This window comes from Cytobacillus gottheilii, assembly GCF_001636345.1.
Lineage (GTDB): Bacteria > Bacillota > Bacilli > Bacillales > Cytobacillaceae > Cytobacillus > Cytobacillus gottheilii.
The window spans coordinates 2,024,117-2,047,766 of sequence record NZ_KV440945.1; the positions used below are offsets into that span (position 1 = coordinate 2,024,117).

Genomic DNA, 23,650 nt, shown 5'->3' on the forward strand with positions numbered 1-23,650 from the left:
GAAGCAATAGTCTAGTCTCATTCACCACATTGCACATTAAATAGATTATATAGTAAAATGAATTGCAATTTTAAAAAGGAGGCATTACAAATATGTCAATGGCCTATGAAGAATATATGAAGCAAATGGTAAAACCAATGCGTGAGGAATTAGTCAGAGCAGGATTTGAAGAACTATTAACGGCAGAAGATGTCAATGAATTTATGAGTCAAAATAATGAATCAGCATTAGTAGTTGTGAATTCTGTATGCGGATGTGCGGCAGGATTGGCTAGACCTGCTGCTACACAAGCTGTAATCAATACAGAAAAGAAACCAGATCGTTTAGTGACTGTATTTGCTGGTCAGGATAAAGAAGCGACTGCCCAAATGAGAGAGTTTTTTGGTGAAATTCCGCCTTCTTCTCCATCGATGGCATTAATCAAAGGCGGAGAAGTAGTTCATTTTATTCACCGTCATGATATTGAAGACCATGCAATGGAAACCATTATGGAAAATCTCCTGACTGCATTTGACGAAAAGCTTTAATTTATATTAAAAAAGGATGTCCTCAGTTGGCATCCTTTTTCTCGTATTAAACTGAGCAGGTGAATATTATGTTATTAACAACATGTGGTAGACCAGATGAACAAAACATTCAGCAAGCGAGACAAGCTGCAGAACAATTGGGAATTCGATTTGTTTACAGAAAAAAGAGATCGATTCAGAGCATACAAGAACAGGAAAATAGTGATTGCATCGTATTTGGCAAAGAAAGACTGGAACTTTACCTAAAAGGTGAAAGAGAACCCTTCTTTTTCCATCCTAATTCAGCGATGTTTAGAATGAAAAGAATCATCAGAGATGAACATGATCCTTTTCTTACAGCGTGTAATCTGTCTGAAGGAAACTCATTTTTAGATTGTACTTTAGGATTAGCCGGTGACAGCATAATGGCTAGTTATGCGGTTGGTTCAACTGGGGAAGTGGCAGGGATTGAAGCAAATCCTTTTATTGCTTATATTGTAAAGAATGGTTTGCGAACCTGGAGTTCTGGCGTTGCAGAAATGGATGAAGCCATGAAGAGGATTACTGTCAGGCAGGGATATGCATTAAATGTTCTAAAAAACCTCCCTGATAACCGTTTCGATTGTGTATATTTTGATCCCATGTTTGAGGAAAGCATTGATGCTTCAGAAGGCATTAAAACATTAAAGAATTTCGCCGTATATGAACCATTTACTTCTGAATTGATTAATGAAGCGATCAGAGTTGCAAAAGATCGTGTAGTTTTAAAGGATCATTTTCGCAGTGAAAAATTTATAAATTACAACTTTGAAGTAATCAAAAGAAAAAGCGCAAAATTTCACTATGGAATTAAATTAAAAGAAAGCAATAACTAATAAAGGATTGACTCGGGGAATACTTCTTTCCAAGTCAATCCTTTATTAGTATCTGATTTTATTAATGAACAGCATAAAGCAACTAAGCTGATTTTAATCTAATCTGCGATAGCAAGGTAAATAAAATAGGCAATCATAACAAAGATAACACCAATAAGCACTACACTCATATCCATAAGAAGTCCTCCTCTTCACTTTCCGTTTTGTTTATTCATTATTCCCTTATTAAAATAGCTATAACCATGTTTATTAATGAAATCAAAAAATTATCGCTAATTTTAAGACGTTTTTTCATCTATATTCCCTATTATTATGATAAAATAGTATAAATTAAATGAGAGTCATTTAATGATACATAAAAAGAAGTTCCAGATTCCAATAATATTAATTTTTATAGATTTAAGGTTAGTGAGGAACAAAATGATGGATATAATTAAATCACAGCGAATGAATTCTTTTCAGCAAAGTATATTTTCAGAACTTTCAAAACGTAAAAATTCAAAACTTTCTGAAGGTGCAGATATGATTGACTTAAGCATCGGCAGTCCTGATACGCCTCCACCTTCATTTATAACAGAGATGATCTCAGATTTGGCAAAAGATCCAACGATGTATCAATATACATTAAAAGGAACAGACCAATTTCATAAGTCTGTAGCAGACAATTATCTGAGAAATTATGATGTGAAAATAAATCATGATACTCAAGTGGCGCTGCTGATGGGTTCACAAGATGGCCTTGTTCATTTGCCGCTTGTTCTTTGTGATCCTGGCGATTATGTGCTCGTACCAGATCCGGGTTATACGGCATACGAAGCAGGCTGTAATTTGGCCGGTGCTGTAAAATATCCTATGCCATTAAAAAAAGAGAATGGCTTCTTGCCTGATTTGTCACTCATACCTGATGAAGTATCCGAAAAAGCAAAATTAATGATTATCAGCTACCCGGGAAACCCAGTCCCCGTTTTGGCGACAGAGGAATTTTTTAAGGAAGCAATTGCATTTGCAAAGAAATATAATATCGTTCTGCTTCATGATTTTGCCTATTCAGAACTTTATTTTGAAACCAAGCCGATCAGCTTATTATCGATTGAAGGCGGAATGGATGTAGGGATTGAGATGAACTCCCTATCTAAGAGTTTTAGCATGGCAGGTTGCCGTGTTGCATATGCAGCTGGAAACGAGGAAGTAATCGGCCTGCTTGGCAGCCTAAAATCAAATTTGGATTATGGTGTCTTTCATCCTTTCCAAATGGCCGCAGCAAAAGCACTTATGGATCAATCTTCCTTTTTAGATGAAATGAGAAGCAATTTGCAAAAAAGAAGAGATTACTTACTATCAGGATTTGCTGATATTGGCTGGCATATAGATCCGCCGCAAGGGTCAATGTTTATTTGGGCAGAAATTCCGAAGAATTACACATCAATGGAATTTGCTTTTGAGCTACTTGAAAAAGCACATGTGGTAGTCACACCAGGAAGTGCTTTTGGAGAGTATGGAGAAGGCTTTATCAGAATGGCAATGGTGCAGCCGGAAGAAATTTTAGATAAAGCCATTATGCAAATCAAAAACAGCAGGATGATCACACCACATGCCTGGACAGCAGGCAGTAATAGTTAAGGAGGTTTCAGGTATGTCAAAATGGCTTCGCAATTCATTTATCATTCTTGTTACTCTTTTTACCTTTGGGGTCGTTACCCCTTCACAGGCAGCTTTACTATACGATAGTTCATATCAGGATCGCTCGCCTAAAAAGGACCATATTGAATTTCTGCAAACAGAAGAAGATTATTCACAGAATGATGATGAAGTTTCTTTTTTAGATGGCAGGGAGGAGTTTATAAAGCAAATGGTTAAAGAAGCTGAATACCAATCATATGAAAAATTTGGTACCAAAATCAAACCTGTTATTGAAGATGAATTCAATGTTTGTATTTTGCCTAATATTGAAGCAGCAATAGCTGAAATTGCTGAGCAATATCCAGAGGAAGATCTGAAAAAATTAAGTATTACAGAGTCTCCAGCGGGAGGCAATTCTGAAAAGATTTTCCATATTTTGAATGATGAAACCAAAAAGGATGTCATTCGTTTTCATGTAAGAAAAGATCATCCTCCACAGCAGGGCTATTGGTTTAATTTTCATTTCCACACCTATCATGACGACTTTCAAAAGCATCATGAATTAGGCGCGATTTACTGGGATAAAAATACGCCTCCAAAGTGGATGAGTTAAAAATTGAAAAAAAATGAAATATGTGAAAAAATATAAGTGTATTTTCGAAACTATTTATGTACTTAGTACGTAAGAAATGAGAATTAAAAAAATGGAGGTTTAACAAATATGGCTGTTAGTTTATCAAAAGGACAAAAGGTTGATCTAACGAAAACAAATCCTGGTCTATCAAAAGTAATTGTTGGTTTAGGATGGGATGTTAACAAGTACGATGGAGGTCATGATTTTGATCTTGATTCATCCGTATTCTTATTAGCAGATACTGGCAAGGTAGCATCTGATAGCGATTTTGTCTTCTACAACAACACAACTGGCGGAAATGGATCCGTTGTACATACAGGCGATAACCGTACTGGCGAAGGTGACGGAGATGATGAACAAGTAAAAGTTGATTTATCTGCTGTTCCGCAAAGTGTATCAAAAATCTCATTTACCATTACCATCCATGATGGTGAATCCAGAAACCAAAACTTCGGACAAGTTTCAAATTCTTATGTCCGCATTGTCAGTGAAGATTCAGGAGAAGAACTAATTCGTTATGATTTGGGAGAAGACTTCTCGATTGAAACAGCTGTTGTAGTTGGTGAACTATACCGCCATAATGGGGAGTGGAAGTTCAGCGCAAACGGCAGCGGATATCAAGGCGGATTAGCTGCATTGGCAAAAGATTTTGGTTTACAGATTGGTTAATAGTCTTTAAGATAAAAAAAGGAAAAGGCTCGGCATAGCCCGAGTCTTTCTAATGAAATATACATTTACTATTCAGGGGGAAATGAGCTTAATGGAAATTATTGATGGAATTTTACATACCTACTCTCAGCTATTCAATTGGGACATGTGGGTAGAAGCTTTATCGCAGCCTGACAATTGGCTGTTAATTGGAACACTAGTTATCCTGGAAGGTCTTCTTTCAGCTGATAATGCTTTAGTGTTAGCTGTAATGGTTAAACATTTACCGCCAGATCAGCGTAAAAAGGCGCTATTTTATGGTCTATTAGGTGCCTATTTCTTCCGTTTCCTAGCGATTGGTGTAGGTGTATTCTTAATTGAATTCTGGTGGATTAAAGTGCTTGGTGCGGCCTATCTTGCTTGGCTTGCTATCAAATACTTTATTGATAAGAAGAAAGCCCAGGAAGCAGAAGATGACGAGGCACTTGAAGGAATTAACCAGCGCGGCCTTTTAATACGATTATTTGGTACTTTCTGGGGTACAGTAATCTCCGTTGAGTTAATGGATATTGCATTCTCGATTGATAGTATTTTAGCTGCTCTTGGTGTCAGCCAAGAGATTTGGGTACTACTTCTAGGCGGTATGCTTGGAATCATCATGATGCGTGGAGTTGCAGGAGTATTCCTGAAACTGATTGATGCAGTTCCTGAAGTTGAAACAAGTGCATACGTATTGATCTTGCTTATTGCAGCAAAAATGCTCTTAAGTGCAGCTGGCGTTCATATTGATCATATCTACTTCTTCATGGTACTTGTATTAGTATTTGCGATTACATTTGTTATTCACTTTAGAAATAAGAAAAAAGAAGCAGCCAAACAAGAATTATAATCAACTAGAGTATAAAAAGGGATCAGACATTTGTCCGCTCCCTTTCTTTTTATCTATTTTTTCAAAAAAACAGCTAATTTAGCATTTTTGCAGATTATTAATTTACAGGCAATGACAAATTACAAATTGTTACTGGGCGAGCGCCTTCCACTTTTCTAAGTTGTCTAGTTCCAGCGCCTAGCCCCTCGAGGTCATAAGCCAATCCAGTCCAAAGGTCAAAGAACGACCTTCCGTCTGGCTTGTCTTATGCTTGTCGGGGCTGAGCAAGGCGCTTCCACTTTTCTGATAAGGAGTTGAGTATATGCGGTTATTTTCTGATTTGCACGATGAGGAGCTGGGTAAGATTTTTTATAAGCAGCCTGTCGATTTTAATAAGCGGTCCGATAAGGATCAGCTGGCATATGCTTTAGGTGCAACTCTTTATATGCCTGCTACAAGACCAAATATACATCAGGATTTGCTGTCCAAGAAGCATTCAGGTTTGACTTCTATGGTTATTTGTCTTGAAGATGCAATTGGTGACTGGGAAGTTGAAAGAGCTGAGAAGCTTGTTGTAGAAGAACTCTTAAGACTGCAGGAAGATATGAAAAAAGGGTTTATTCAAGAAGATGATCTGCCCCTTCTTTTCATTCGTATCCGCAGCTATGAACAGCTTCTTCGGCTTATCAATCAGGCTGAGCAAGCGCTCAGTTTGCTGACTGGTATCGTTATTCCAAAATTTAATCCGGTAAATGGAACTGAAATTATTAATGAAATCCAAATGCTTCATCAAAGAGAGAATTTTAAATTGTATGTGATGCCAATTCTTGAAACTAGAGAAATCATTTATAAAGAAACAAGACTGGACGAGCTTCTTAAAATTAAAGCTGTTCTAGATGAATTTAGTGATTATGTATTAAATGTCAGAATTGGTGCAACTGATTTTTGCGGTTTATTTGGTATTCGCAGAAATACAGATACAACTATATACGATATAGCGATAATGAGAGACTGCATAACAGATATTCTGAACGTTTTTTCGCGTTCAGATTCTCCATACTTAGTATCTGGACCTGTGTGGGAGCATTTTTCCTCAAAAGAACGCAGGCTAAAGCCGCAATTAAGGCAAACGCCATTTCGCCAGCGTTATGGTCAAAAAGGGTTAGAGTTAAGAACAGACTTAATTGATCAGCAAATGGATGGGTTGATAAGAGAGGTTTTAATGGATATATCCAATGGCATTATTGGAAAAACGATTATTCATCCTACACATATTAAAGCGGTCCAAGCACTAAATACCGTCTCCTGCGAAGAATATTTGGATGCAAAAATGATCTTAGAACAGGCAGATGGTCAAAAAGGAGTTTTAAAGAGTTCATACAGCAACAAAATGAACGAAATAAAACCTCACTATTACTGGGCAGAGAAAACGATCAAAAAATCATTAATATACGGGGTGCTGCATGAGGACTACACATACATCGACATTCTTGAGTCAACCATACACGCAAAACATTCTGAATCAGTTAAATATTGATATTACAATTACAAACAATCCATATTCACTTAAACCTGAAGATTTATTTGAGATGGCAGCAAGAATAAATAAAAAACGTTCATTTTTATTTGTCAGTAAGGTGCTGGGGAAGCATATTCCGATCTCTCCATCCGCTGGGTTAGTGTGTGGTGCTTTACTTGCAGACCGTTTCTTACTAGAAGTTAAAGGTGAAACGTCAGGCAAAACGGATACTCTTCTATCTGCCTTTTTAAATCCATTGCAGCATTACGATGAAGATGCATTTGTCAGCAGCAAGTGGAATCCCGTTATTATTGGCTTTGCTGAAACGGCAACTGCACTTGGACATGCTTTTTTTAATGCTTTCACTGCAGGTGATTATTTTCACACAACACGAGAACAAATAGAAAATAAAGAATCGGTCATTAATTTTGAAGAAGAGCATTCGCATGCGACCTCACATAGAACTTATATCGAGAAGGATTTGATCGACAATAATAGAGAAATCATTCTTGTGGATGATGAGATTACGACTGGGAAGACAGCCATAAATATCATTAAATCAATTCATCAGCAGTTCCCTCGTAGCCAGTATACGGTTGTATCTATTTTGGATTGGCGGACTGCAGAGCATAAAAAAGAGTTTGAACTGCTGGAAAAAGAGCTGAATATCAGCATCCATTGCGTTAGTTTAATGAGCGGTACAATTAATGTGGATGGCAGCGCAAATCTGGACGGCGAGTCCGCAAAGTATGAAACAGAGAGACAAGAAGGAACTTATCATTTTATTAATATACAAAGCATCCTTCCAAATAGGCTCAAATCCATTCCTTCCGCTTCCTTAGCAGAAAAAAGTTCTCCTTCTTATCTGCAGGCAACTGGAAGATTTGGTTTGTCAGCTCACAGCAATAAATCTAATTTTCCTGCATTCCGGGAAATTGGTGCTTATTTAGAATCACTGCGAGCAGGAAGCAGATCATTAGTACTGGGAACAGGTGAATTTATGTATCTGCCGATGAAAATGGCTTCGTATATGGGGGAAGGTGTTTTTTATCACAGTACAACTCGCAGTCCCATTTTCCCATGCTATAAAGAAGGATATGGAGCAAAAAATGCTTTTATGTTTCCAAACCCTCAGGATCAAAGCATTATGAATTATGTCTATAACATAGCACCAGGAAATTATGATGATATATTTCTATTTTTTGAAAGGGAAGTGCCTAAGCAGCAGCTCCTTTCGTTTCTTGAATTGTTAAGTTCAGCTGTGCCAGATATAAAAGTCGTATATTTAAACGGGGAGGAAGACAGATGAAGCATGTAAAGGAAGAACAGAAATTCGGTTCTTATGATTCTGATGACGTTATATTCTTACTTAAAGACTTAAGTGATTACAAGCTCGAAGGACCTGCCGAGCAGCGTGAAAAAAATATACAGTCTGGACAGCATTATAGCGAAAGTCTGCCCATTGAATATCAGCCGCCAGACTCCTATATGAACCTGTTCTTAGAAACACTTGAAACATACAAGCGAAAAGTTGCTCTAAGTACTGGTGTTGTGACTGAACAGGTTTATCTGAAAAAGGGAAAAGATGTTGTATTAGTATCCCTTGCAAGAGCGGGTACACCTGTCGGAATCCTTATGAAAAGGTATTTAAAACAAAAATACCAATTAAACATTCCGCATTATAGTATTTCAATTATTCGTGACAGAGGAATTGATGAAAATGCTTTGCATTATATACTCAAGACTCATCCGGACAAGGAAATTCAGTTTGTAGACGGGTGGACAGGAAAAGGTGCAATTTCCATTGAACTGACAAAGTCTTGCCAGCAGTTTCAAGCCAAGTATGGCATAACTTTGGATGATACCTTAGCAGTTATAGCTGATCCTGGTCACTGTACAACTCTTTATGGAACAAGAGAGGACTTTTTGATTCCGAGTGCTTGTCTTAATTCAACCGTATCAGGCTTAGTCAGCAGAACAGTTCTTAATGACCATTATATTGGGCCGGAGGATTTCCATGGGGCGAAATATTATGATGAATTAAGCAGTGCAGATGTATCAAATGACTATATTTCTGTAATCACTGCACAGTATGAACATATATTTAATGAAGCCTATGAAAAAGCTTCGAAAATAGTGGAGCAGCAGCCTGATGTAACATTTAGCGGAATGGCCAGTGTGAAACGCATTCAAGATGAATTTAGGATTGATTCCTCTCACTTTGTTAAACCAGGTGTTGGCGAAACCACACGTGTATTATTAAGACGTGTTCCGTGGAAAATTCTTGTAAAAGACCAAAACAGCCCGTTTATTCGCCATATAAAAATGCTTGCTGAAGAAAGAGGAGTAGAAATGGTTGAATATCGTGACATGGATTACACATGCTGTGGATTAATTAAGAAGGTTGAACAATAATGATAAATCTGTTTGCGTCCGACTTAGATCGTACATTAATTTATTCAAAACGCGCTTTGCAATCTTTTTCTCAGGATCATCTATCTGATCTTGTACCAGTGGAAAGAAAAGATGAAAATGATGTTGCATTTATGACAGGACGTTCTTTTGCTATGTTAAAGGAATTGGCAGATTCACTCATGTTTGTTCCTGTTACGACAAGAACGTATGAACAATACAAGAGAATTTTTATATTTTCAGAGGATATTAAAGTCAATTATGCTGTAACAGCAAATGGAGCTAATATTCATTACAAAGGGCAGGAACTGCTGGAGTGGAAAGATGTGCTAAAAGCTCGACTTGGTCAAGATTGTACACTATACCAGGATATGATTGATAAGGTATCCTGCTTATCCATACAAGGGAATCTGAAAAAAGCAGAGAACTTGTTCTTCTATTATATTTTAGATTCAGTATCTGATCAGATTAATATAGAAGAAATAAGCAAATTTGCTTTTGAGCATGGCTGGAGAATTTCGCTTCAGGGTAAGAAGCTGTATTTTATGCCGAATCCGATTTGTAAAGGAGAGGCTCTGAAATTCATTCAAGAGCGTGAAATGATCGATCATATGATTGGCGCTGGTGATTCAATCTTAGATTATGATTTTTTGCGACATTGTCAGGAAGCACTTGTTCCGAATCATGGAGAACTGGTGCAGCGTCCTGAAATTAAGGAGCTTTCTTGCAAGATTACTAAAAACAAAGGAGTTTGGGCAGGGGAAGAGATGCTTGATACTGTGATTAAAACAGTTAATATCCCAATCTAATCCCCTGGCTGCTCCTTCAGCCATAAAGTTAGCAAGCTATAGAGAATTACCCCAAAAACATATGAACTCACAAAGATGATGAATCCGATAAAAATAGAACCGTGTGCTTCAAAAGTCAGCATGGTTAGAAGAAATGACCAGAAGATTAAATCAAGGAATACAAAATATCCAGAACTTAATACTTTATTTAATATCTCTATATCGATTTGCTGGATGTTTCGAGTGTATTTTTTTGTATCAAGGAACAATCTCATGCCTTTTCACCTTTTTCTCGCTTATTTACCAAATCATATGCGGAACATAGGCAAAGGGTGAAAGCTAACAGGAATTTCTGCTGTACTATATACGTAGAGCAGATTTTTTTAACATATAAAATTGAAACTTTTTCTCAGAAACTTCGTATATATACGTAATCATTTAGATTAAAAGAATATATATGATATGATGTAGTTATACATATGTAAATCATTTTACTTCTTTCGCTCTGGAGAGGGGAAGGTTCAGTTATGAATAACGAATATAATCAAATACAACCAATAGTCACAACCGTTGCGGCTGAGAACTGGTTAGAAACACTAAAGAAACAGACAAATAACAGGCCATCTTATCATTTGAACAATGGCTTATTGCAAATTGGCCAGGTAGTTGTTCGAATATTGGGTGTAAAAATGGATGAAGATGAGTATTACAATGAACTTTTCTCACTTGTAAACGAACAAAATATTCGTTTTATCTTACTTAGTGAAGAGCATTTGGATAAAACAATTGATAACAATCATTTTCAATCCATTCAAAAGATAATCAATATAAATAACGAGCAAAATTTATCAGTCAACCGCTTTGTTGCCTTTTTAGATGGTGAACAGCTTTTAATTAAATCTGAGAACGGTGCCATTCATCGTAAAATACGCGAGGCAATGATTGAGGTGCTTAAGCAATTTACTGCGAATGAAAAAGATGGGTTGAAAAATGCAGAATTAAGGCGAGTACTTGTAGACTTGGTTAAATGGTCTTTTAATCATCTTGAAAGCCAGCTTATCCAAGTCAATCCGGAAATAAGTATGCCGAAGATCCTTTGGTATGGAGAAACAGTTAAAAGCCACTATTATTTTCTATACTTTATGTTAAAGCTTGGGTGTGACATGGTTATTTACAATCCGGCTGGCAAGGATCCGCTTGCTCCGCTGGCAAGTGAGCTAACAGCTGCTTTCTTAGAAACATATGCAAATGAAAAAGATCCTGCGTCTTTTCCGACTGAAAAAAGGAGAAGGAGTGCTACCGTTGCTTACCGGGCATCCAGAGAGATTGAGAGCATTCTCAATCATGAAGGTTCAGGCTTTTATAAACCATGGCAGCTTCGTGAGTATACACCGGTATCTGTTACGCTTAAGACTACGTATGATGAGCTGTATTTATTAATGAAAGAGAAAGCGATGATCCGTCCAAATTTTGAGGTGAAGGACGGGACAGTCAGTATTCCATCTATTTTTGCTAAAGTTCAAGGAGTAAGCAGAAATCGAAAGGAATATTGGGATCGGCTTCAGCAATTAACGTCCCTTGATCATACACTTCTTATTAAAAGGTTTCCTTTTACAAATAGCATTAACAATGATTTTCGCTATCATTTCCGAAATGCACTCGATAAATCTGGTCTTTTGGATCCAGAAAAAATGATTTCAGCTCATTACTGGAAGTATGGACATCTGCCTGCAGGTCTGCAAACTGGGATTGCGACAGCTATCCGCAATATTTGTGCTGTCCCTGCCCTAAAAGCGCAGCCGCATGAATCAGAAGAGGATATAAAAACGTATCTCTTTGCACAAAGCATGCAGATCCCTCCTAGTATGCTGAAACTTTTTCAAAAATTTGACTATTCTCAAGATGTTCCTAAAGTAGTACTGTATAATAATGAGGTAAATGGTTTTCTTGTCCGCACAGATGCAGCATTACTGCTGCTATTAAACCAATTTGGGATTGACGTTGTGATCTATAACCCTCCAGGACACAATGACATTGAAAACTTCATTGATGAAAGTTTGTATGATGTGCACTGGCTCGAGGATGTTGTTTTTGATCAAGAGTTTAAGGAGCCTTCCATTATTAAAAGTACTATTTCTAAATTGTTTAAAAAGCTATAAAGGAGCAGGATAAAGATGAATTCAATGCCTACTGATCTTGTAAAAGCAAATACAGATGATAAATTAACAGAAGCAAATGCTTCCGAAATTAAATTAGCATTAAGGCAAGACCCAGATGTCCAAAATTTAGTTCGTACGATTGATGAGAGAGACCAAATTCAAATTCTTGAATTTGGTAAAGAACCGGCAGAACAAATCTCTCGTTTTTCTGACCAAATTCTCGGCAATATGCGGACAACTAAGGTAGAGGACTCAGGAGAGCTATTAAAGCAGCTTGGCAAAGTGATGGACAAGTTTGATAAAAAAGACTTTGAAAAAACGTCTGGCGGCATCTTTGGGAAACTCTTTAAAAGAGGAGAAAAACTTGTAGAAAAGCTATTTGGAAAATACCAGACAATGGGTCAGGAAATTGATAAAATATATGTTGAAATTTCCAAATACCAAAACGAAATGGTACAATCCACAACTACGCTTGATGAAATGTATGAACAAAACTATCAATATTATCTGACATTGGAGAAGTATGCTGTTGCTGGAGAAATGAAGTCAGAAGAATTAAAGCAAAATCAGCTTCCTCAGTTAGAAAGCCGGGCCTCTGCCGGAGATCAAATGGCTTCCATGCAGTTAGATACATTAAGAAACGCGGTTGATTTGCTGGATCAAAGAGTTTATGACCTTGAAATGGCGAAGATGGTTGCTTTGCAGACGGCTCCGCAAATCCGCCTGCTGCAGCGCGGGAATACGAAATTAATTGGTAAAATTAATTCAGCGTTTGTGACCACGATTCCGATTTTTAAAAACGGCTTAATCCAGGCTGTGGCTGCGAAAAGGCAAAAGCTTGTCGCTGATTCAATGAGTGAGCTTGATCGCCGTACAAATGAAATGCTTGTTCGCAATGCACAAAACATTTCAACTCAAAGTGCGGATATTGCCCGTCTTGCTGGAGGGCCAAGCATCAAAATCGAAACAATTGAGGAATCCTGGAACATTATTATCAAAGGAATGCAGGAAACCAAATCCATTGAGGAAGAAAACAAGCGCCTTCGCGAAGAAGGAACGAAAAAGCTTGAACAGCTTCAGGACAACTTCAAAAAATTGAAACACCAAGGTTAACAATGGCCAATTAATATTAGATTCACGGCCTTAATAATGAAGCTTACTGTAAATTAGTAGATAGCTTCTATAAATGGACAAATATATAAACAATGATGAGGTGGAGAAATTATGGCAATTAACTTACAAAAAGGACAGCGCGTAGATTTAACAAAGGGGAATCCGGGTTTATCTAAAATTCTTGTTGGTCTCGGCTGGGATCCTGTGCAAAACCGCGGAGGCGGCGGTTTACTGGGTTCATTATTTGGCGGAGGCGGCAGTGCAAATATTGACTGTGATGCTTCTGTTATTATGCTTGGAGAAAATGATAAGATCAAAAGCAATAATGATGTGATCTATTTTGGCAACCTGAAGAGCAAGGATGGCAGCGTTCAGCATACTGGAGATAACTTAACAGGTGATGGAGATGGAGATGATGAGCAGGTTCTTATTGATTTAACAAGAGTGCCATCGTCTATTCAAAAGCTGGTTTTTGTTGTAAACATCTATGATTGTGTAAAGCGCAAACAGCATTTCGGCATGATTCAAAACGCGTTTATTCGCATTGTTAACTCTTCAAACAATCAAGAAATGATTCACTTTAACTTAACAGATGATTATAGCGGCAAAACAAGCCTTGTTGTGGGTGAAATCTATCGTCATGGTACTGACTGGAAATTTGCTGCTGTCGGCACAGGAACAACTGCTTCCGGATTAGCTGATGTTGTAAGAACTTATTCTTAATTGATTTACAAGTTAAATACATTTGTTTCTTGAACAGGTCAAGGGTGTGGACTCTCACATTCTTGGCCTGTTTTTATGTTGATATGCCTCATTGATTAGCATTAATTCCCACCCTTGTTTTTTCTCAATTTAATAGAATCCTATGATATAATTTTAGTATATTCTAACTATTTAGCTTGCGGATACATCCCTTATGAGTGACTTCCGAATTAAGCAGAAGGGACTACATACATGAAGAAGGTTACTATTTTTTCAATCATATTCTTTGCTTCACTCGCGTTAATGGGAAATTCCCAAGCGAAAATGAGCGGGATCTTTTTAAAGGATTACCCGGCCAGTTCCACCCTTGAAGAATACTTAAATCTTGCATCTCCTCTAGAAATAGGAGATATCTTTATATTGCCTGAAGGACTTTTTGACGAGCAAGAAGCAGCTGCCATCATCTCTCGGGTCGACAGAATTCCTTCCTCATTATTGGCAAAAGTAAATAAGGAAGGGATTTATATTAAGCTTTTTTCAGGTAAACTGACAGATAACCCCACTGCTTCCCATTTACAAGGCATTATTCCACGCGGTTATACTAGTAATAAGACATGGGATGAGGTACCTGGAATCGGAGGAAGCCAAACAGTACTTGTTAAAATTGGCTCAAGTGAAAAAGGGCAGGGACATGGCTCTGTTAATTTAGAATTACACGAACTTGCACACTCGATCGATCGTCATGTGTATAATGGAATTCGCTATAATACTCGTTTTCTAGAAATATGGAATAAAGAAAAAGCAACATTATTCTCCGGAATGGATTACTTTTTGAATTATCCAGAAGAGTATTTTGCTGAAAGCTTTGCCATGTTTTTCGTAAATGAAGAATATCGAGCACAGCTAAAGGAAAAAGCTCCACTCACTTTTGTGTTTATAGACAACCTCAAATAAGGTGCGGTACAATATAACGAGCATAACGAGAGGTTGGGGAACACATGAAACAATATCTGCAATTGTGTGAGCATGTTTTAAATAATGGGAAAGAGAAAAGCGATCGGACTGGAACGGGAACCATCAGTACATTTGGTTATCAGATGAGATTTAATCTTCAAGAAGGTTTTCCGCTCATTACAACCAAAAAGCTGCATGTAAAGTCAATTATTCATGAATTGCTTTGGTTCTTAAATGGCGACACAAATATTCAATACCTGCAAGATAATGGTGTCCGTATTTGGAATGAGTGGGCGGATGAACACGGTGATCTTGGACCTGTTTACGGCCATCAATGGCGCTCCTGGACAGACCGCAATGGGGAAACTGTGGATCAAATTAGTGAGCTAATCCATCAGATCAAAACGAACCCTGATTCCCGCAGACTGATAGTAAATGCTTGGAATGTTGGCGATCTTCCAAAAATGGCGCTGGCACCTTGTCATTGTCTATTTCAATTTTATGTGCAGGACGGTAAACTGTCATGTCAGCTATATCAGCGCTCCGCAGATGTTTTTTTAGGAGTGCCGTTTAATATTGCATCATACGCTTTACTTACTATGATGATTGCACAAGTTTGTGATTTGGAGCCTGGTGAATTTGTACATACGTTTGGGGATGTTCATATCTATCAAAACCATCTTGAACAAGTTCGATTGCAGTTATCCAGAGAGCCTCGAGAGTTGCCAAGAATGGTTATTAACCCGGATGTAAAGGATATCTCTTCCTACAGCTATGAAGATTTTACGCTTGAAGCTTATGATCCGCACCCGCATATTAAAGGAGTTGTCAGTGTATGATATCTCTAATTTGGGCTATGGATGAGAACGGTGTGATCGGTAAAGACAACAAACTGCCATGGCATCTGCCTGAAGACTTAAAGTTCTTCAAAAGAACGACAATGGGGCGTCCCATTGTAATGGGGAGAAAAACATGGGATTCCATCGGGCGTCCGCTCCCAGGCAGAGAAAATATTGTAATTACTCGCGATCGGCAGTTTACTTGTGACGATTGTACAGTCTTTTATTCATTTGAAGAGCTATTACAATACTGCGGTAAATTAGAAGAAGTATTTGTCATTGGAGGAGCAGAGATCTTTAAGCAGATCTTACCTGCAGCTGACCGTCTTTATATCACAAAAATCCACGATGTCTTTGACGGAGACACCTATTTTCCTGAGCTAGACATCTCAGGGTGGACACTGCAATCAAGAGAACAAGGTATAAAGGATGAAAAAAATCCTTACGATTACGAATTCTTAATCTATGCAAAATAAACTAGGGGGTGAGCCTCCTGGTTTTTTTGTGTTCATTAAAAATGGCACTATACAAAAAACGAAATAATCTAAAATTTACAAATAATGCGTTGATTTACAGATTCATCATGTTATAATGAAAAAATTAAACTTGAATTTGAAACGGGGTGCCATATGAAACATAGTGCTATAAAGGAGAAGAGAGTGCAGCTGGAAGATATTTTAATTGCTTATCAGCATCTCAAAGATATTGTAGCGCATACACCGCTGCAAAAAAATGAACGGTTATCTGAAAAATATGAGTGTAATGTTTATTTGAAAAGAGAAGATTTGCAGCATGTTCGTTCCTTTAAATTAAGAGGTGCATATTATTGTATAAACTCACTGGGAGACGAGGAACGAAACGGCGGTGTTGTTTGTGCAAGTGCAGGCAACCATGCTCAAGGAGTGGCATATGCTTGTAAGCATCTTGGAATTAGCGGGAAAATCTTTATGCCTGCAACAACGCCAAGACAGAAAGTAAGTCAAGTTGAGCTTTTTGGCCGTGGAAATGTAGACATTGTTCTTGTTGGAGACACATTTGATGATGCATACGAAAAAGCGCTAGATTGTGCTAAAGAAGAAAGCAGAACATTTATCCACCCGTTTAATGATGATAAAGTGATTGCTGGCCAGGGAACGGTCGCGGTTGAGATCTTAAATGACTGTGAGGTCGCACCTGATTATGTATTTGCCAGTATTGGCGGAGGTGGCCTCATGGCTGGAACATCCGCTTATATTAAGGCAATCTCTCACCATACAAAAATGATTGGTGTGGAACCAGATGGTGCTCCGGCGATGAAACAATCCTTGTTAGAACAAAAGGTTACTCCGTTACATAAAATAGACAAATTTGTTGATGGTGCCGCAGTTAAAGCTGTTGGCGACAAAACCTTTTCTATTTGCCAGGAGCTGGTAGATGATGTGGTGACAGTAGCAGAAGGAAAGGTTTGTACAACCATTTTGGAGCTTTATAACGAGCATGCGATTGTTGCCGAGCCTGCAGGAGCGCTGCCAATAGCTGCGCTTGATCTTTATAAAGATCAAATTAGAGGGAAAAATATCGTCTGTATTGTCAGCGGCGGAAATAATGATATCGGCAGAATGCAGGAAATTAAAGAGCGTTCATTACTCTATGAAGGACTTTTGCATTATTTTATCGTTAACTTTCCACAGCGGGCAGGAGCCTTAAGAGAATTCCTTGATGAGGTTCTTGGGCCAAACGATGATATTACTAGATTTGAGTATACAAAGAAAAATAATAAAGAAAATGGTCCAGCACTAGTGGGAATTGAACTGAAAAATAAAGAAGACTATTCTGGTATGATCCAAAGAATGGATAAGAAAGGATTCTCCTATCAAGAAATTAATAATGATAAGAAACTGTTCCATTTACTTGTGTGAAGATGGAGAATTCATAGATAAAGGAGGCTGGGACATAAGTAACTAACACACCTATTGAACCGAATGGTAAGGAAGGCATCTTTCTAATCATTCGGTTTTTTATTTATAAGTATAAAATATATTTTATATACATGAGTGAAATGGAGCGGAGGGCCCTCGACTCCTGCGGGCTGCAGAGCAAAGGGTGAGACCCCGCAGGAACGAAGTGACGAGGAGGCTCAGCTTGCTCCCCGCGGAAAGCGAGGGTCCGCAGCGTAATGGAACGGTCTTGATTAAATACCGAAACTAAGATATTGAATATTCGTGTTTTAGAAATATTAATTTCGATTTGTCCCATCCTCTTTTTTAATGTAAAGAACCAAGATCCACTAGCTGTCTGTGATTTTTATTGCATTACTATATTATTATTGTTAATGTGTATATAATATGAATTTTTAGCTATCCTCTACACAATAGCCTAAATTAGTAATATAATGAAGACAGATTTACAAGACATATTAAGGAGATGTTTATATGTTATCAAACATCGGTGTACCTGGGTTAATTTTAATTTTAGTACTGGCTTTAATTATATTTGGTCCGAAAAAGCTTCCGGAAATTGGCCGTGCATTTGGTCAAACCTTACGTGAGTTTAAAAAATCGACTCGTGAATTAACAAGCGATGTTATGGAAGAATTCGAAGACGATAAGAATAAAAAAACTGTTAAATAAGGTGTGAGATTCATTCTTACACTTTTTCTTTTTGGATCAGTGAGTGGATTTATGATGCACTCACTTTTCCTTGCCTCTGGGCATGTAAATTGAGACAGGCAGGGGAAGATTATGGAAGATAAAGAATTAAATATAATAGATCACTTGGATGAACTTAGAAAGAGACTGATCTATACAGTTGTTGCTTTCTTTGCTTTTTTTATCTTAGGTTTTATCTATGTGGAAGAGATCTATAAATGGGTTGTTCGTGATTTAGACGTTAAACTGATTGTATTGGGTCCTAGTGACATTATTTGGGTATATTTCACATTGGCTGGTGTTGTAGCTCTTGCAGGAACCATCCCAGTCTTAGCTGCACAGATATGGATGTTTGTTAAACCGGCTTTAACGCCAATTGAACGAAAAGTCTCGCTTTCTTATATTCCAGCATTGTTTATTTTGTTTATTGTGGGACTTTGTTTTGGTTACTTTGTTATTTTCCCGACAGTATTAGGTTTCCTTGTTGAACTTGGAGAAGGCATGATGGTAACAAACTTTACGGCTGATAAATATTTCCGCTTTATTATGCATATGACATTGCCTTTTGGTGTATTGTTTGAACTGCCTGTAGTAGCTATGTTTCTTACAACACTTGGGATTATAAATCCATATGTGCTGCAGAAAATTAGAAAATATGCATATTTTGTACTTGTTGTCATCTCTGTAGTGATTTCGCCGCCAGACTTTATATCAGATATTTTAGTGACAATTCCTTTGTTATTCTTGTATGAAGTCAGTATTAACCTCTCTAAGATTGTATATAAGAGAAAGCTCAAGAAAGAGAAAGAGTGGGAAGAACTGCAAGGTACCGAAGAAGTTATTGATTAGTTGGCATTTTTACAAAGATGGCTAATACCTTGTTGTAATTATAATTATTTGCATGCAAAAATCGACAATTTTCAATAGAGTTTTAGGGTATAATGATGTTAAACGGGTGAAAAAGAGGATTGATAATTTGTTATTCAAAAGCCTAGTGTTCAAAAATGCTGTTGGGCAGAAGGTTAAGATCATCGATATTCCTGTTCTAGACAAAAATAATCCGAATTACTTTCTAGTTCAGGCGCGTTTGCAGATTTATATGAATCAAATTTATGCTTCAGCAGAAGAAAGACCATTTTATTCCTTTAAAGAATATATGAAGAGAATGACAAAATGGACGATCTATGAAGAAGTCTATCAATCGCCGCAATTACTGAATAATGCCTAAAAATGAAGAGAGCTTGGACTAAGAATTCAACTCAGTGATATTTGCGAATGATTAGAAGATACACTTTCTGGTCATTCGTTTTTTATTGGAGCATATAAAAAATACTAATTTGTAAGCTTAATTCAGATCGCTTACTTCCATCGGAGTACGGAGGTTTTGCAGCTAAATAGAGCGGACTATTATGACATCTGAATGGAATGCAGTGATTATTCGTGTTTATTATGACTGAGTTTAATAGGTATTGTATTGATGATATTGCTTTTCTTCATATATGTAAAATTGTATAATGAAATGGAATTGTTATAGCAGGGACGTGAATTCGTGAATAAAGTCAAAATTGTTACAGACTCTACAGTTGATTTGCAAGATGAAATTTTACAAAAATATGATATTGAAGTTGTTCCATTGTCCATTCATATTAATGGAGAGACTTATTTAGACCGAAAAGATATTACACCGGTTGAATTTATGAAAAAGATGAAAGAATCAGACGAGCTGCCAAAAAGTTCACAGCCTCCAGCAGGTGTTTTCTTAGAATTGTATGACCGCTTGACTGATGAGGGGTATGATATTATTTCCATCCATATGACTGGCGGGATGAGCGGCACAGTGCAATCTGCGGACAGTGCAGCCAGTATGGCAAAAGGCAATGTTAAAGTTATTGATTCCCGATATATTTCTAAAGCGCTTGCATTCCAAGTGGTTGAAGGTGCTAAAATGGCTATGAACGGAAGCTCTGTTGAGGAAATATGTTCAGCACTTGATGATATTAGAGCGAAAACAAAATTATTTGTTGTCGTAGATACGCTTGAAAACTTAGTCAAGGGCGGAAGGATAGGAAAAGGTAAAGCATTATTAGGTTCTCTTTTAAATATAAAGCCAATTGCATCACTTGAGGGTGGTGTTTACACACCAGTAGCCAAAGTGCGAAGCCATGCACAAATTGTAAAGTATTTAGCTAATCAATTTGCAGAAGATGCTAAAGGGAAAACCATTAAAAGTGTAGGCCTTGTTCATGCTGAGGGCTTTGAATTAGCATCTAAGCTAAAAGCAGCAATTGGAGATCTGACGGGATATACAGATATTTCAATTGAAGATACAACGCCAATTGTCAGTACGCACACTGGTGCAGGAGCTATAGGATTTATGTATTATCTGGATTAAAGAGTTAAAACAGCGGGGAAAATCTCTGCTGTTTTTTTATGTATTGCCTTTTTACAAATCACCCTTATGTTTTTCCTCGCATTAGAATTAAACATTTCGTTAATAAATCCTGTAGGAAAATATCACTGTTTTTCTAATGATACTGTTAAATATTTCTATTTCTTTTCATAATGAATATTACTATAGTAGGGGGTGAAAAAGTGAAGGTTAAAAATATCCTGCTATTTAGTGATTTTGGAATTGATGACATGGTTGCAGCTGCATTTGCGGTTTTTAACGAGGAAGTAAATGTTGTAGGCATTGTTGCTGATTATGGGAATGTTTCTAAAGAAAAAGCTCTGCAAAATGCCGCCTATTTGCGGGATCTTACCGGTCTGACTGAAATCCCTGTATTTGGAGGAGCTGGCCTGCCGCTAACTGGAGATATGCCTGAATTTTATCCAGAGATTCACGGTCTAAGCGGATTAGGGCCAATTCTTAATGATGTTGTAGTAGATGTTGATTTTTTTGAGAATTTTGATGAGATCAAAAGAGTTATTGAACAATATGAAAATGATATTCTAATTGTAAACATCGGCCGATTATCCTCTCTAGCCACAGCATTTATTTTATACCCCAATTTATTAAAGCAAGTATCCGATATATATATTATGGCTGGAGCATTTTTTGTACCTGGCAATGTGACCCCAGTAGCCGAAGCCAATATTTATGGCGATCCGTATGCTGCCAATATCGTTTTATCACATGCACCAAAAAAGGTGTATATTATTCCGCTGGATGTCACAATGTCCGCTATTTTAACGCCCGCCCTTGTGGATCGGCTTCATGAACATTTTATTGAAACAGGCAATCAATTTGGCCAGCTCCTAAAACCGATGATTGACTATTATTATGAATTCTATCAAACACAGTTTGCTGATATATCCGGAAGTCCCATGCATGACTTACTAACTTTTTGGGCAATTATGGAGGAATCTGCAATTGAATATATTGAAGCGCCAGTCAAAGTAGTTGTCGATAAGGGAGTCGCATTTGGTCAAACAATTGGAGATTTTAGAAAGTTGCCAGCAGAGAAAAAAGAGAATTATCAAGTTCATTATATTGCTGTCAAATTTGATTATAGACAATTCATCGAGACGTTCTATCGTGTCATGACAAACCCTGTTGAAAGGGAGTTATAACTACTGCGTTCACAACTTTGTCATATTCTTTTCTTTCTTCTTTCATGGAGGTTTGCTAGAATGAAACTTGAACTTTAGTGAAGCAGGTGAAAGAAGTGAAGTTAAAGAGATATTTTGCAATCATAGCTATTCTTGCAGTTGCAATGCTTTCAGCATGTGGAGCTGGCGGTATTGATGGGGCTTTAGATTACGAAGTGGAGGATTTTGAATTTACAAACCAGAATGGAGAGCAAGTCGGGTTACAGGATTTAAAAGGCAAGGTATGGGTATCTGATTTTATTTTTACAAATTGTGATACTGTCTGCTTGCCGATGACCTCTAATATGAAAAAGCTGCAAACAATGGCAGAAGAAGAGGGGATCGAAAATATTCAATTTGTCTCTTTCAGCGTCGACCCTGTAAATGATACTCCGGATGCATTAAAAACGTTTGGAGATCTATATGAAGTTGATTATAGCGGCTGGCACTTTCTGACAGGTTATGAACAAAAAGAAATTGAAGAATTTGCTTTGAATTCTTTTAAGGCACTTGTCCAAAAGCCAAAAAATGAAGAACAAGTCATCCATGATACGAAATTTTATCTTGTAAATAAAGAGGGCGTTATACAGAAATATTATGAAGGAGTGACTGGCGTTCCATACGAAGAAATAATAGACGATATTAAAACTTTGCAATAGACCTTTCTTATCGGGTCTATTTTTTCATGATCTACGTAAATAATACAATGTATGAATTAGATAGCAGATAGAGTGGGAAATTACAGCTTAGGTATTTTCTTGTTTTAAATAAATAGACTGGCCTTAATGCAGTTCGTATGAGTTCTGCAGGATAAGACTTAACGGCGGACAGAATGAAAGGCTGGTGTTCAAGTCCTATTTTTCAAGACTCTTATGATCATGCTATAATAGATATACTTCTAAGAGGGGTGATGAAATGGTAAAAAAATTCACCTTTAAACCTTCAACAGCAAGTAATTTATGTATATCAGTAAAGCCTCTGTTAATAATTATTATAATTATAAGTATGCTTTTCCTGTCTGCCTGTAATATTGGCTTAAGTAAAAGCAGTGCTGAACATATAGAAAAAAGTGTTGTTTATGCTGAGAAGAAAGAGATCGATCCAGCATTTTTAATGCAAAATCTGGCAATTGTTTCAGTAGGCGATTCATTAACACAGGGTGTTGGGGATAGTACAGGCAAAGGCGGCTATGTTCCCTATACTGAGACTCTGCTGGAGAAAGAGCGCGGAATCGGCGACGCATCATTTGCTAATTATGGTGTGCGCGGCAATCGTTCAGATCAGCTGTTAAAAAAATTAAAAACAGAAGAGGTTAAAGCTTCGATTGCAGAAGCAGATCTAGTCTTAGTTACTATTGGCGGAAATGATATTATGAAGGTCGTAAGGGAAAATTTCACAGCGCTCAATCTGCAGGCTTTTGCTCAGCAAAAGAAGACGTATGAGAAAAATCTCCAGGATGTGCTGCAAACGATTAAAGAATACAATCCACGAGTTAAAATTGGTCTGATCGGTTTATATAATCCTTTTTTAACTTGGTTTTCAGATATTAGAGAAATCGATGAAATTATGAGTGATTGGAATCAAACTAGTAAGACCATGTTGAGCCAATATTCAAATACATTTTTTGTTGATGTAGATGATATTTTTCAAACAGAAGGGGAAAACCTCCTATATACTGATTATTTCCACCCAAATGATCAAGGCTATGAGAAGATGGGGAATCGTATTTATGAGGTAGTGAAAGAAAGAGCATTAACAGATATTTTATTAGAGAAGTCAATGGACAGCTAAGAGG

General features: G+C 37.3%; 25 protein-coding genes. 24 read left to right on the plus strand and 1 reads right to left on the minus strand.

From position 1 onward, the window contains the following. Positions 1-92 precede the first annotated feature (92 nt). From A6754_RS09775 to A6754_RS09820, 10 genes are all read left to right on the plus strand, one after another. Positions 93-527, plus strand: coding sequence for a BrxA/BrxB family bacilliredoxin (locus tag A6754_RS09775; protein WP_066444424.1), 435 nt, complete (start codon positions 93-95; stop codon positions 525-527). A 68-nt stretch (positions 528-595) separates the two neighbouring features. After that, entirely contained in the window at positions 596-1,381 is a 786-nt protein-coding gene (locus A6754_RS09780; protein ID WP_066444427.1) for a class I SAM-dependent methyltransferase, read from the plus strand. 423 nt (positions 1,382-1,804) lie between these two features. Then, positions 1,805-3,001, plus strand: a complete 1,197-nt coding sequence (locus A6754_RS09785) for an LL-diaminopimelate aminotransferase (RefSeq protein WP_066451541.1) — start codon at positions 1,805-1,807, stop codon at positions 2,999-3,001. 13 nt (positions 3,002-3,014) lie between these two features. Then, complete coding sequence (locus tag A6754_RS09790) at positions 3,015-3,614, plus strand: YpjP family protein (protein ID WP_066444432.1); 600 nt, start codon at positions 3,015-3,017, stop codon at positions 3,612-3,614. Positions 3,615-3,722: 108 nt separating this feature from the next. Next, positions 3,723-4,304 (plus strand): TerD family protein, encoded by a 582-nt coding sequence (locus tag A6754_RS09795; RefSeq protein ID WP_066444435.1) that lies wholly within the window; start codon positions 3,723-3,725, stop codon positions 4,302-4,304. Positions 4,305-4,395: 91 nt separating this feature from the next. Next, entirely contained in the window at positions 4,396-5,172 is a 777-nt protein-coding gene (locus tag A6754_RS09800; protein ID WP_066444437.1) for a TerC family protein, read from the plus strand. A gap of 301 nt (positions 5,173-5,473) precedes the next feature. Further along, positions 5,474-6,688: an HpcH/HpaI aldolase/citrate lyase family protein gene (locus A6754_RS09805; RefSeq protein ID WP_066444440.1), complete on the plus strand. Its 1,215-nt coding sequence runs from the start codon at positions 5,474-5,476 to the stop codon at positions 6,686-6,688. After that, positions 6,615-7,979, plus strand: a complete 1,365-nt coding sequence (locus A6754_RS09810; protein ID WP_066444443.1) for a phosphoribosyltransferase family protein — start codon at positions 6,615-6,617, stop codon at positions 7,977-7,979. The genes A6754_RS09805 and A6754_RS09810 overlap by 74 nt, the downstream gene beginning before the upstream one ends. Next, the gene (locus tag A6754_RS09815) at positions 7,976-9,085 is read left to right on the plus strand and encodes a cysteine protease StiP family protein (protein WP_066444447.1); all 1,110 of its coding nucleotides are present in this window, start codon (positions 7,976-7,978) and stop codon (positions 9,083-9,085) included. Before A6754_RS09810 ends, A6754_RS09815 begins: the two co-directional genes overlap by 4 nt. Then, positions 9,085-9,891: an HAD family hydrolase gene (locus A6754_RS09820; RefSeq protein ID WP_257297436.1), complete on the plus strand. Its 807-nt coding sequence runs from the start codon at positions 9,085-9,087 to the stop codon at positions 9,889-9,891. Before A6754_RS09815 ends, A6754_RS09820 begins: the two co-directional genes overlap by 1 nt. Here the strand turns inward: A6754_RS09820 and A6754_RS09825 are convergent. Continuing rightward, positions 9,888-10,145, minus strand: coding sequence for a hypothetical protein (locus A6754_RS09825; protein ID WP_066444451.1), 258 nt, complete (start codon positions 10,143-10,145; stop codon positions 9,888-9,890). The genes A6754_RS09820 and A6754_RS09825 overlap by 4 nt on opposite strands. 252 nt (positions 10,146-10,397) lie before the next feature. On the opposite strand from A6754_RS09825, the gene A6754_RS09830 reads away from it, so the two are divergent. From A6754_RS09830 to A6754_RS09895, 14 genes are all read left to right on the plus strand, one after another. Next, complete coding sequence (locus A6754_RS09830; protein WP_066444453.1) at positions 10,398-12,029, plus strand: YceG family protein; 1,632 nt, start codon at positions 10,398-10,400, stop codon at positions 12,027-12,029. 15 nt (positions 12,030-12,044) lie between these two features. Beyond that, complete coding sequence (locus A6754_RS09835) at positions 12,045-13,142, plus strand: toxic anion resistance protein (protein WP_066444455.1); 1,098 nt, start codon at positions 12,045-12,047, stop codon at positions 13,140-13,142. Positions 13,143-13,253: 111 nt separating this feature from the next. Further along, a complete protein-coding gene (locus A6754_RS09840) occupies positions 13,254-13,865 on the plus strand; it encodes a TerD family protein (protein ID WP_066444459.1) in 612 nt (203 codons plus the stop codon). 231 nt (positions 13,866-14,096) lie between these two features. Continuing rightward, on the plus strand, positions 14,097-14,798 hold the full coding sequence (locus tag A6754_RS09845; RefSeq protein WP_066444462.1) for an anthrax toxin lethal factor-related metalloendopeptidase: 702 nt from the start codon (positions 14,097-14,099) through the stop codon (positions 14,796-14,798). A gap of 44 nt (positions 14,799-14,842) precedes the next feature. Then, entirely contained in the window at positions 14,843-15,637 is a 795-nt protein-coding gene (locus A6754_RS09850; RefSeq protein ID WP_066444466.1) for a thymidylate synthase, read from the plus strand. After that, positions 15,634-16,113: a dihydrofolate reductase gene (locus A6754_RS09855; protein WP_066444469.1), complete on the plus strand. Its 480-nt coding sequence runs from the start codon at positions 15,634-15,636 to the stop codon at positions 16,111-16,113. The genes A6754_RS09850 and A6754_RS09855 overlap by 4 nt, the downstream gene beginning before the upstream one ends. Positions 16,114-16,266: 153 nt before the next feature. After that, positions 16,267-17,535 carry a threonine ammonia-lyase IlvA gene (ilvA, locus tag A6754_RS09860; RefSeq protein ID WP_066444476.1) on the plus strand — a complete coding sequence of 423 codons (1,269 nt, stop codon included), beginning with the start codon at positions 16,267-16,269 and terminating at the stop codon, positions 17,533-17,535. A gap of 513 nt (positions 17,536-18,048) precedes the next feature. Then, positions 18,049-18,246 carry a twin-arginine translocase TatA/TatE family subunit gene (locus tag A6754_RS09865; RefSeq protein WP_066444484.1) on the plus strand — a complete coding sequence of 66 codons (198 nt, stop codon included), beginning with the start codon at positions 18,049-18,051 and terminating at the stop codon, positions 18,244-18,246. Between the two features lie 111 nt (positions 18,247-18,357). Continuing rightward, positions 18,358-19,113 carry a twin-arginine translocase subunit TatC gene (gene tatC, locus A6754_RS09870; protein ID WP_066444485.1) on the plus strand — a complete coding sequence of 252 codons (756 nt, stop codon included), beginning with the start codon at positions 18,358-18,360 and terminating at the stop codon, positions 19,111-19,113. Positions 19,114-19,240: 127 nt separating this feature from the next. Further along, complete coding sequence (locus tag A6754_RS09875; protein WP_066444486.1) at positions 19,241-19,492, plus strand: DUF2535 family protein; 252 nt, start codon at positions 19,241-19,243, stop codon at positions 19,490-19,492. Positions 19,493-19,813: 321 nt separating this feature from the next. Next, positions 19,814-20,656 (plus strand): DegV family protein, encoded by an 843-nt coding sequence (locus A6754_RS09880; RefSeq protein WP_066444496.1) that lies wholly within the window; start codon positions 19,814-19,816, stop codon positions 20,654-20,656. A gap of 200 nt (positions 20,657-20,856) precedes the next feature. Further along, entirely contained in the window at positions 20,857-21,837 is a 981-nt protein-coding gene (locus A6754_RS09885) for a nucleoside hydrolase (protein WP_066444498.1), read from the plus strand. A gap of 143 nt (positions 21,838-21,980) precedes the next feature. Beyond that, positions 21,981-22,514: an SCO family protein gene (locus tag A6754_RS09890; RefSeq protein WP_066451545.1), complete on the plus strand. Its 534-nt coding sequence runs from the start codon at positions 21,981-21,983 to the stop codon at positions 22,512-22,514. A gap of 256 nt (positions 22,515-22,770) precedes the next feature. Further along, a complete protein-coding gene (locus tag A6754_RS09895) occupies positions 22,771-23,646 on the plus strand; it encodes an SGNH/GDSL hydrolase family protein (RefSeq protein WP_257297437.1) in 876 nt (291 codons plus the stop codon). Positions 23,647-23,650: the final 4 nt, after the last annotated feature.

Coding starts and splice junctions, on each gene's coding strand:
- A6754_RS09775 (WP_066444424.1), top strand. CDS start 93: ATGTCAATGGCCTATGAAGAATATATGAAGCAAATGGTAAAACCAATG.
- A6754_RS09855 (WP_066444469.1), top strand. CDS start 15,634: ATGATATCTCTAATTTGGGCTATGGATGAGAACGGTGTGATCGGTAAA.
- A6754_RS09845 (WP_066444462.1), top strand. CDS start 14,097: ATGAAGAAGGTTACTATTTTTTCAATCATATTCTTTGCTTCACTCGCG.
- A6754_RS09800 (WP_066444437.1), top strand. CDS start 4,396: ATGGAAATTATTGATGGAATTTTACATACCTACTCTCAGCTATTCAAT.
- A6754_RS09850 (WP_066444466.1), top strand. CDS start 14,843: ATGAAACAATATCTGCAATTGTGTGAGCATGTTTTAAATAATGGGAAA.
- A6754_RS09825 (WP_066444451.1), bottom strand. CDS start 10,145: ATGAGATTGTTCCTTGATACAAAAAAATACACTCGAAACATCCAGCAA.
- A6754_RS09780 (WP_066444427.1), top strand. CDS start 596: ATGTTATTAACAACATGTGGTAGACCAGATGAACAAAACATTCAGCAA.
- A6754_RS09835 (WP_066444455.1), top strand. CDS start 12,045: ATGAATTCAATGCCTACTGATCTTGTAAAAGCAAATACAGATGATAAA.
- A6754_RS09810 (WP_066444443.1), top strand. CDS start 6,615: ATGAGGACTACACATACATCGACATTCTTGAGTCAACCATACACGCAA.
- A6754_RS09805 (WP_066444440.1), top strand. CDS start 5,474: ATGCGGTTATTTTCTGATTTGCACGATGAGGAGCTGGGTAAGATTTTT.
- A6754_RS09815 (WP_066444447.1), top strand. CDS start 7,976: ATGAAGCATGTAAAGGAAGAACAGAAATTCGGTTCTTATGATTCTGAT.
- tatC (WP_066444485.1), top strand. CDS start 18,358: ATGGAAGATAAAGAATTAAATATAATAGATCACTTGGATGAACTTAGA.
- A6754_RS09785 (WP_066451541.1), top strand. CDS start 1,805: ATGGATATAATTAAATCACAGCGAATGAATTCTTTTCAGCAAAGTATA.
- A6754_RS09865 (WP_066444484.1), top strand. CDS start 18,049: ATGTTATCAAACATCGGTGTACCTGGGTTAATTTTAATTTTAGTACTG.
- A6754_RS09790 (WP_066444432.1), top strand. CDS start 3,015: ATGTCAAAATGGCTTCGCAATTCATTTATCATTCTTGTTACTCTTTTT.
- A6754_RS09830 (WP_066444453.1), top strand. CDS start 10,398: ATGAATAACGAATATAATCAAATACAACCAATAGTCACAACCGTTGCG.
- A6754_RS09840 (WP_066444459.1), top strand. CDS start 13,254: ATGGCAATTAACTTACAAAAAGGACAGCGCGTAGATTTAACAAAGGGG.
- A6754_RS09895 (WP_257297437.1), top strand. CDS start 22,771: ATGGTAAAAAAATTCACCTTTAAACCTTCAACAGCAAGTAATTTATGT.
- A6754_RS09820 (WP_257297436.1), top strand. CDS start 9,085: ATGATAAATCTGTTTGCGTCCGACTTAGATCGTACATTAATTTATTCA.
- A6754_RS09795 (WP_066444435.1), top strand. CDS start 3,723: ATGGCTGTTAGTTTATCAAAAGGACAAAAGGTTGATCTAACGAAAACA.
- A6754_RS09890 (WP_066451545.1), top strand. CDS start 21,981: ATGCTTTCAGCATGTGGAGCTGGCGGTATTGATGGGGCTTTAGATTAC.
- ilvA (WP_066444476.1), top strand. CDS start 16,267: ATGAAACATAGTGCTATAAAGGAGAAGAGAGTGCAGCTGGAAGATATT.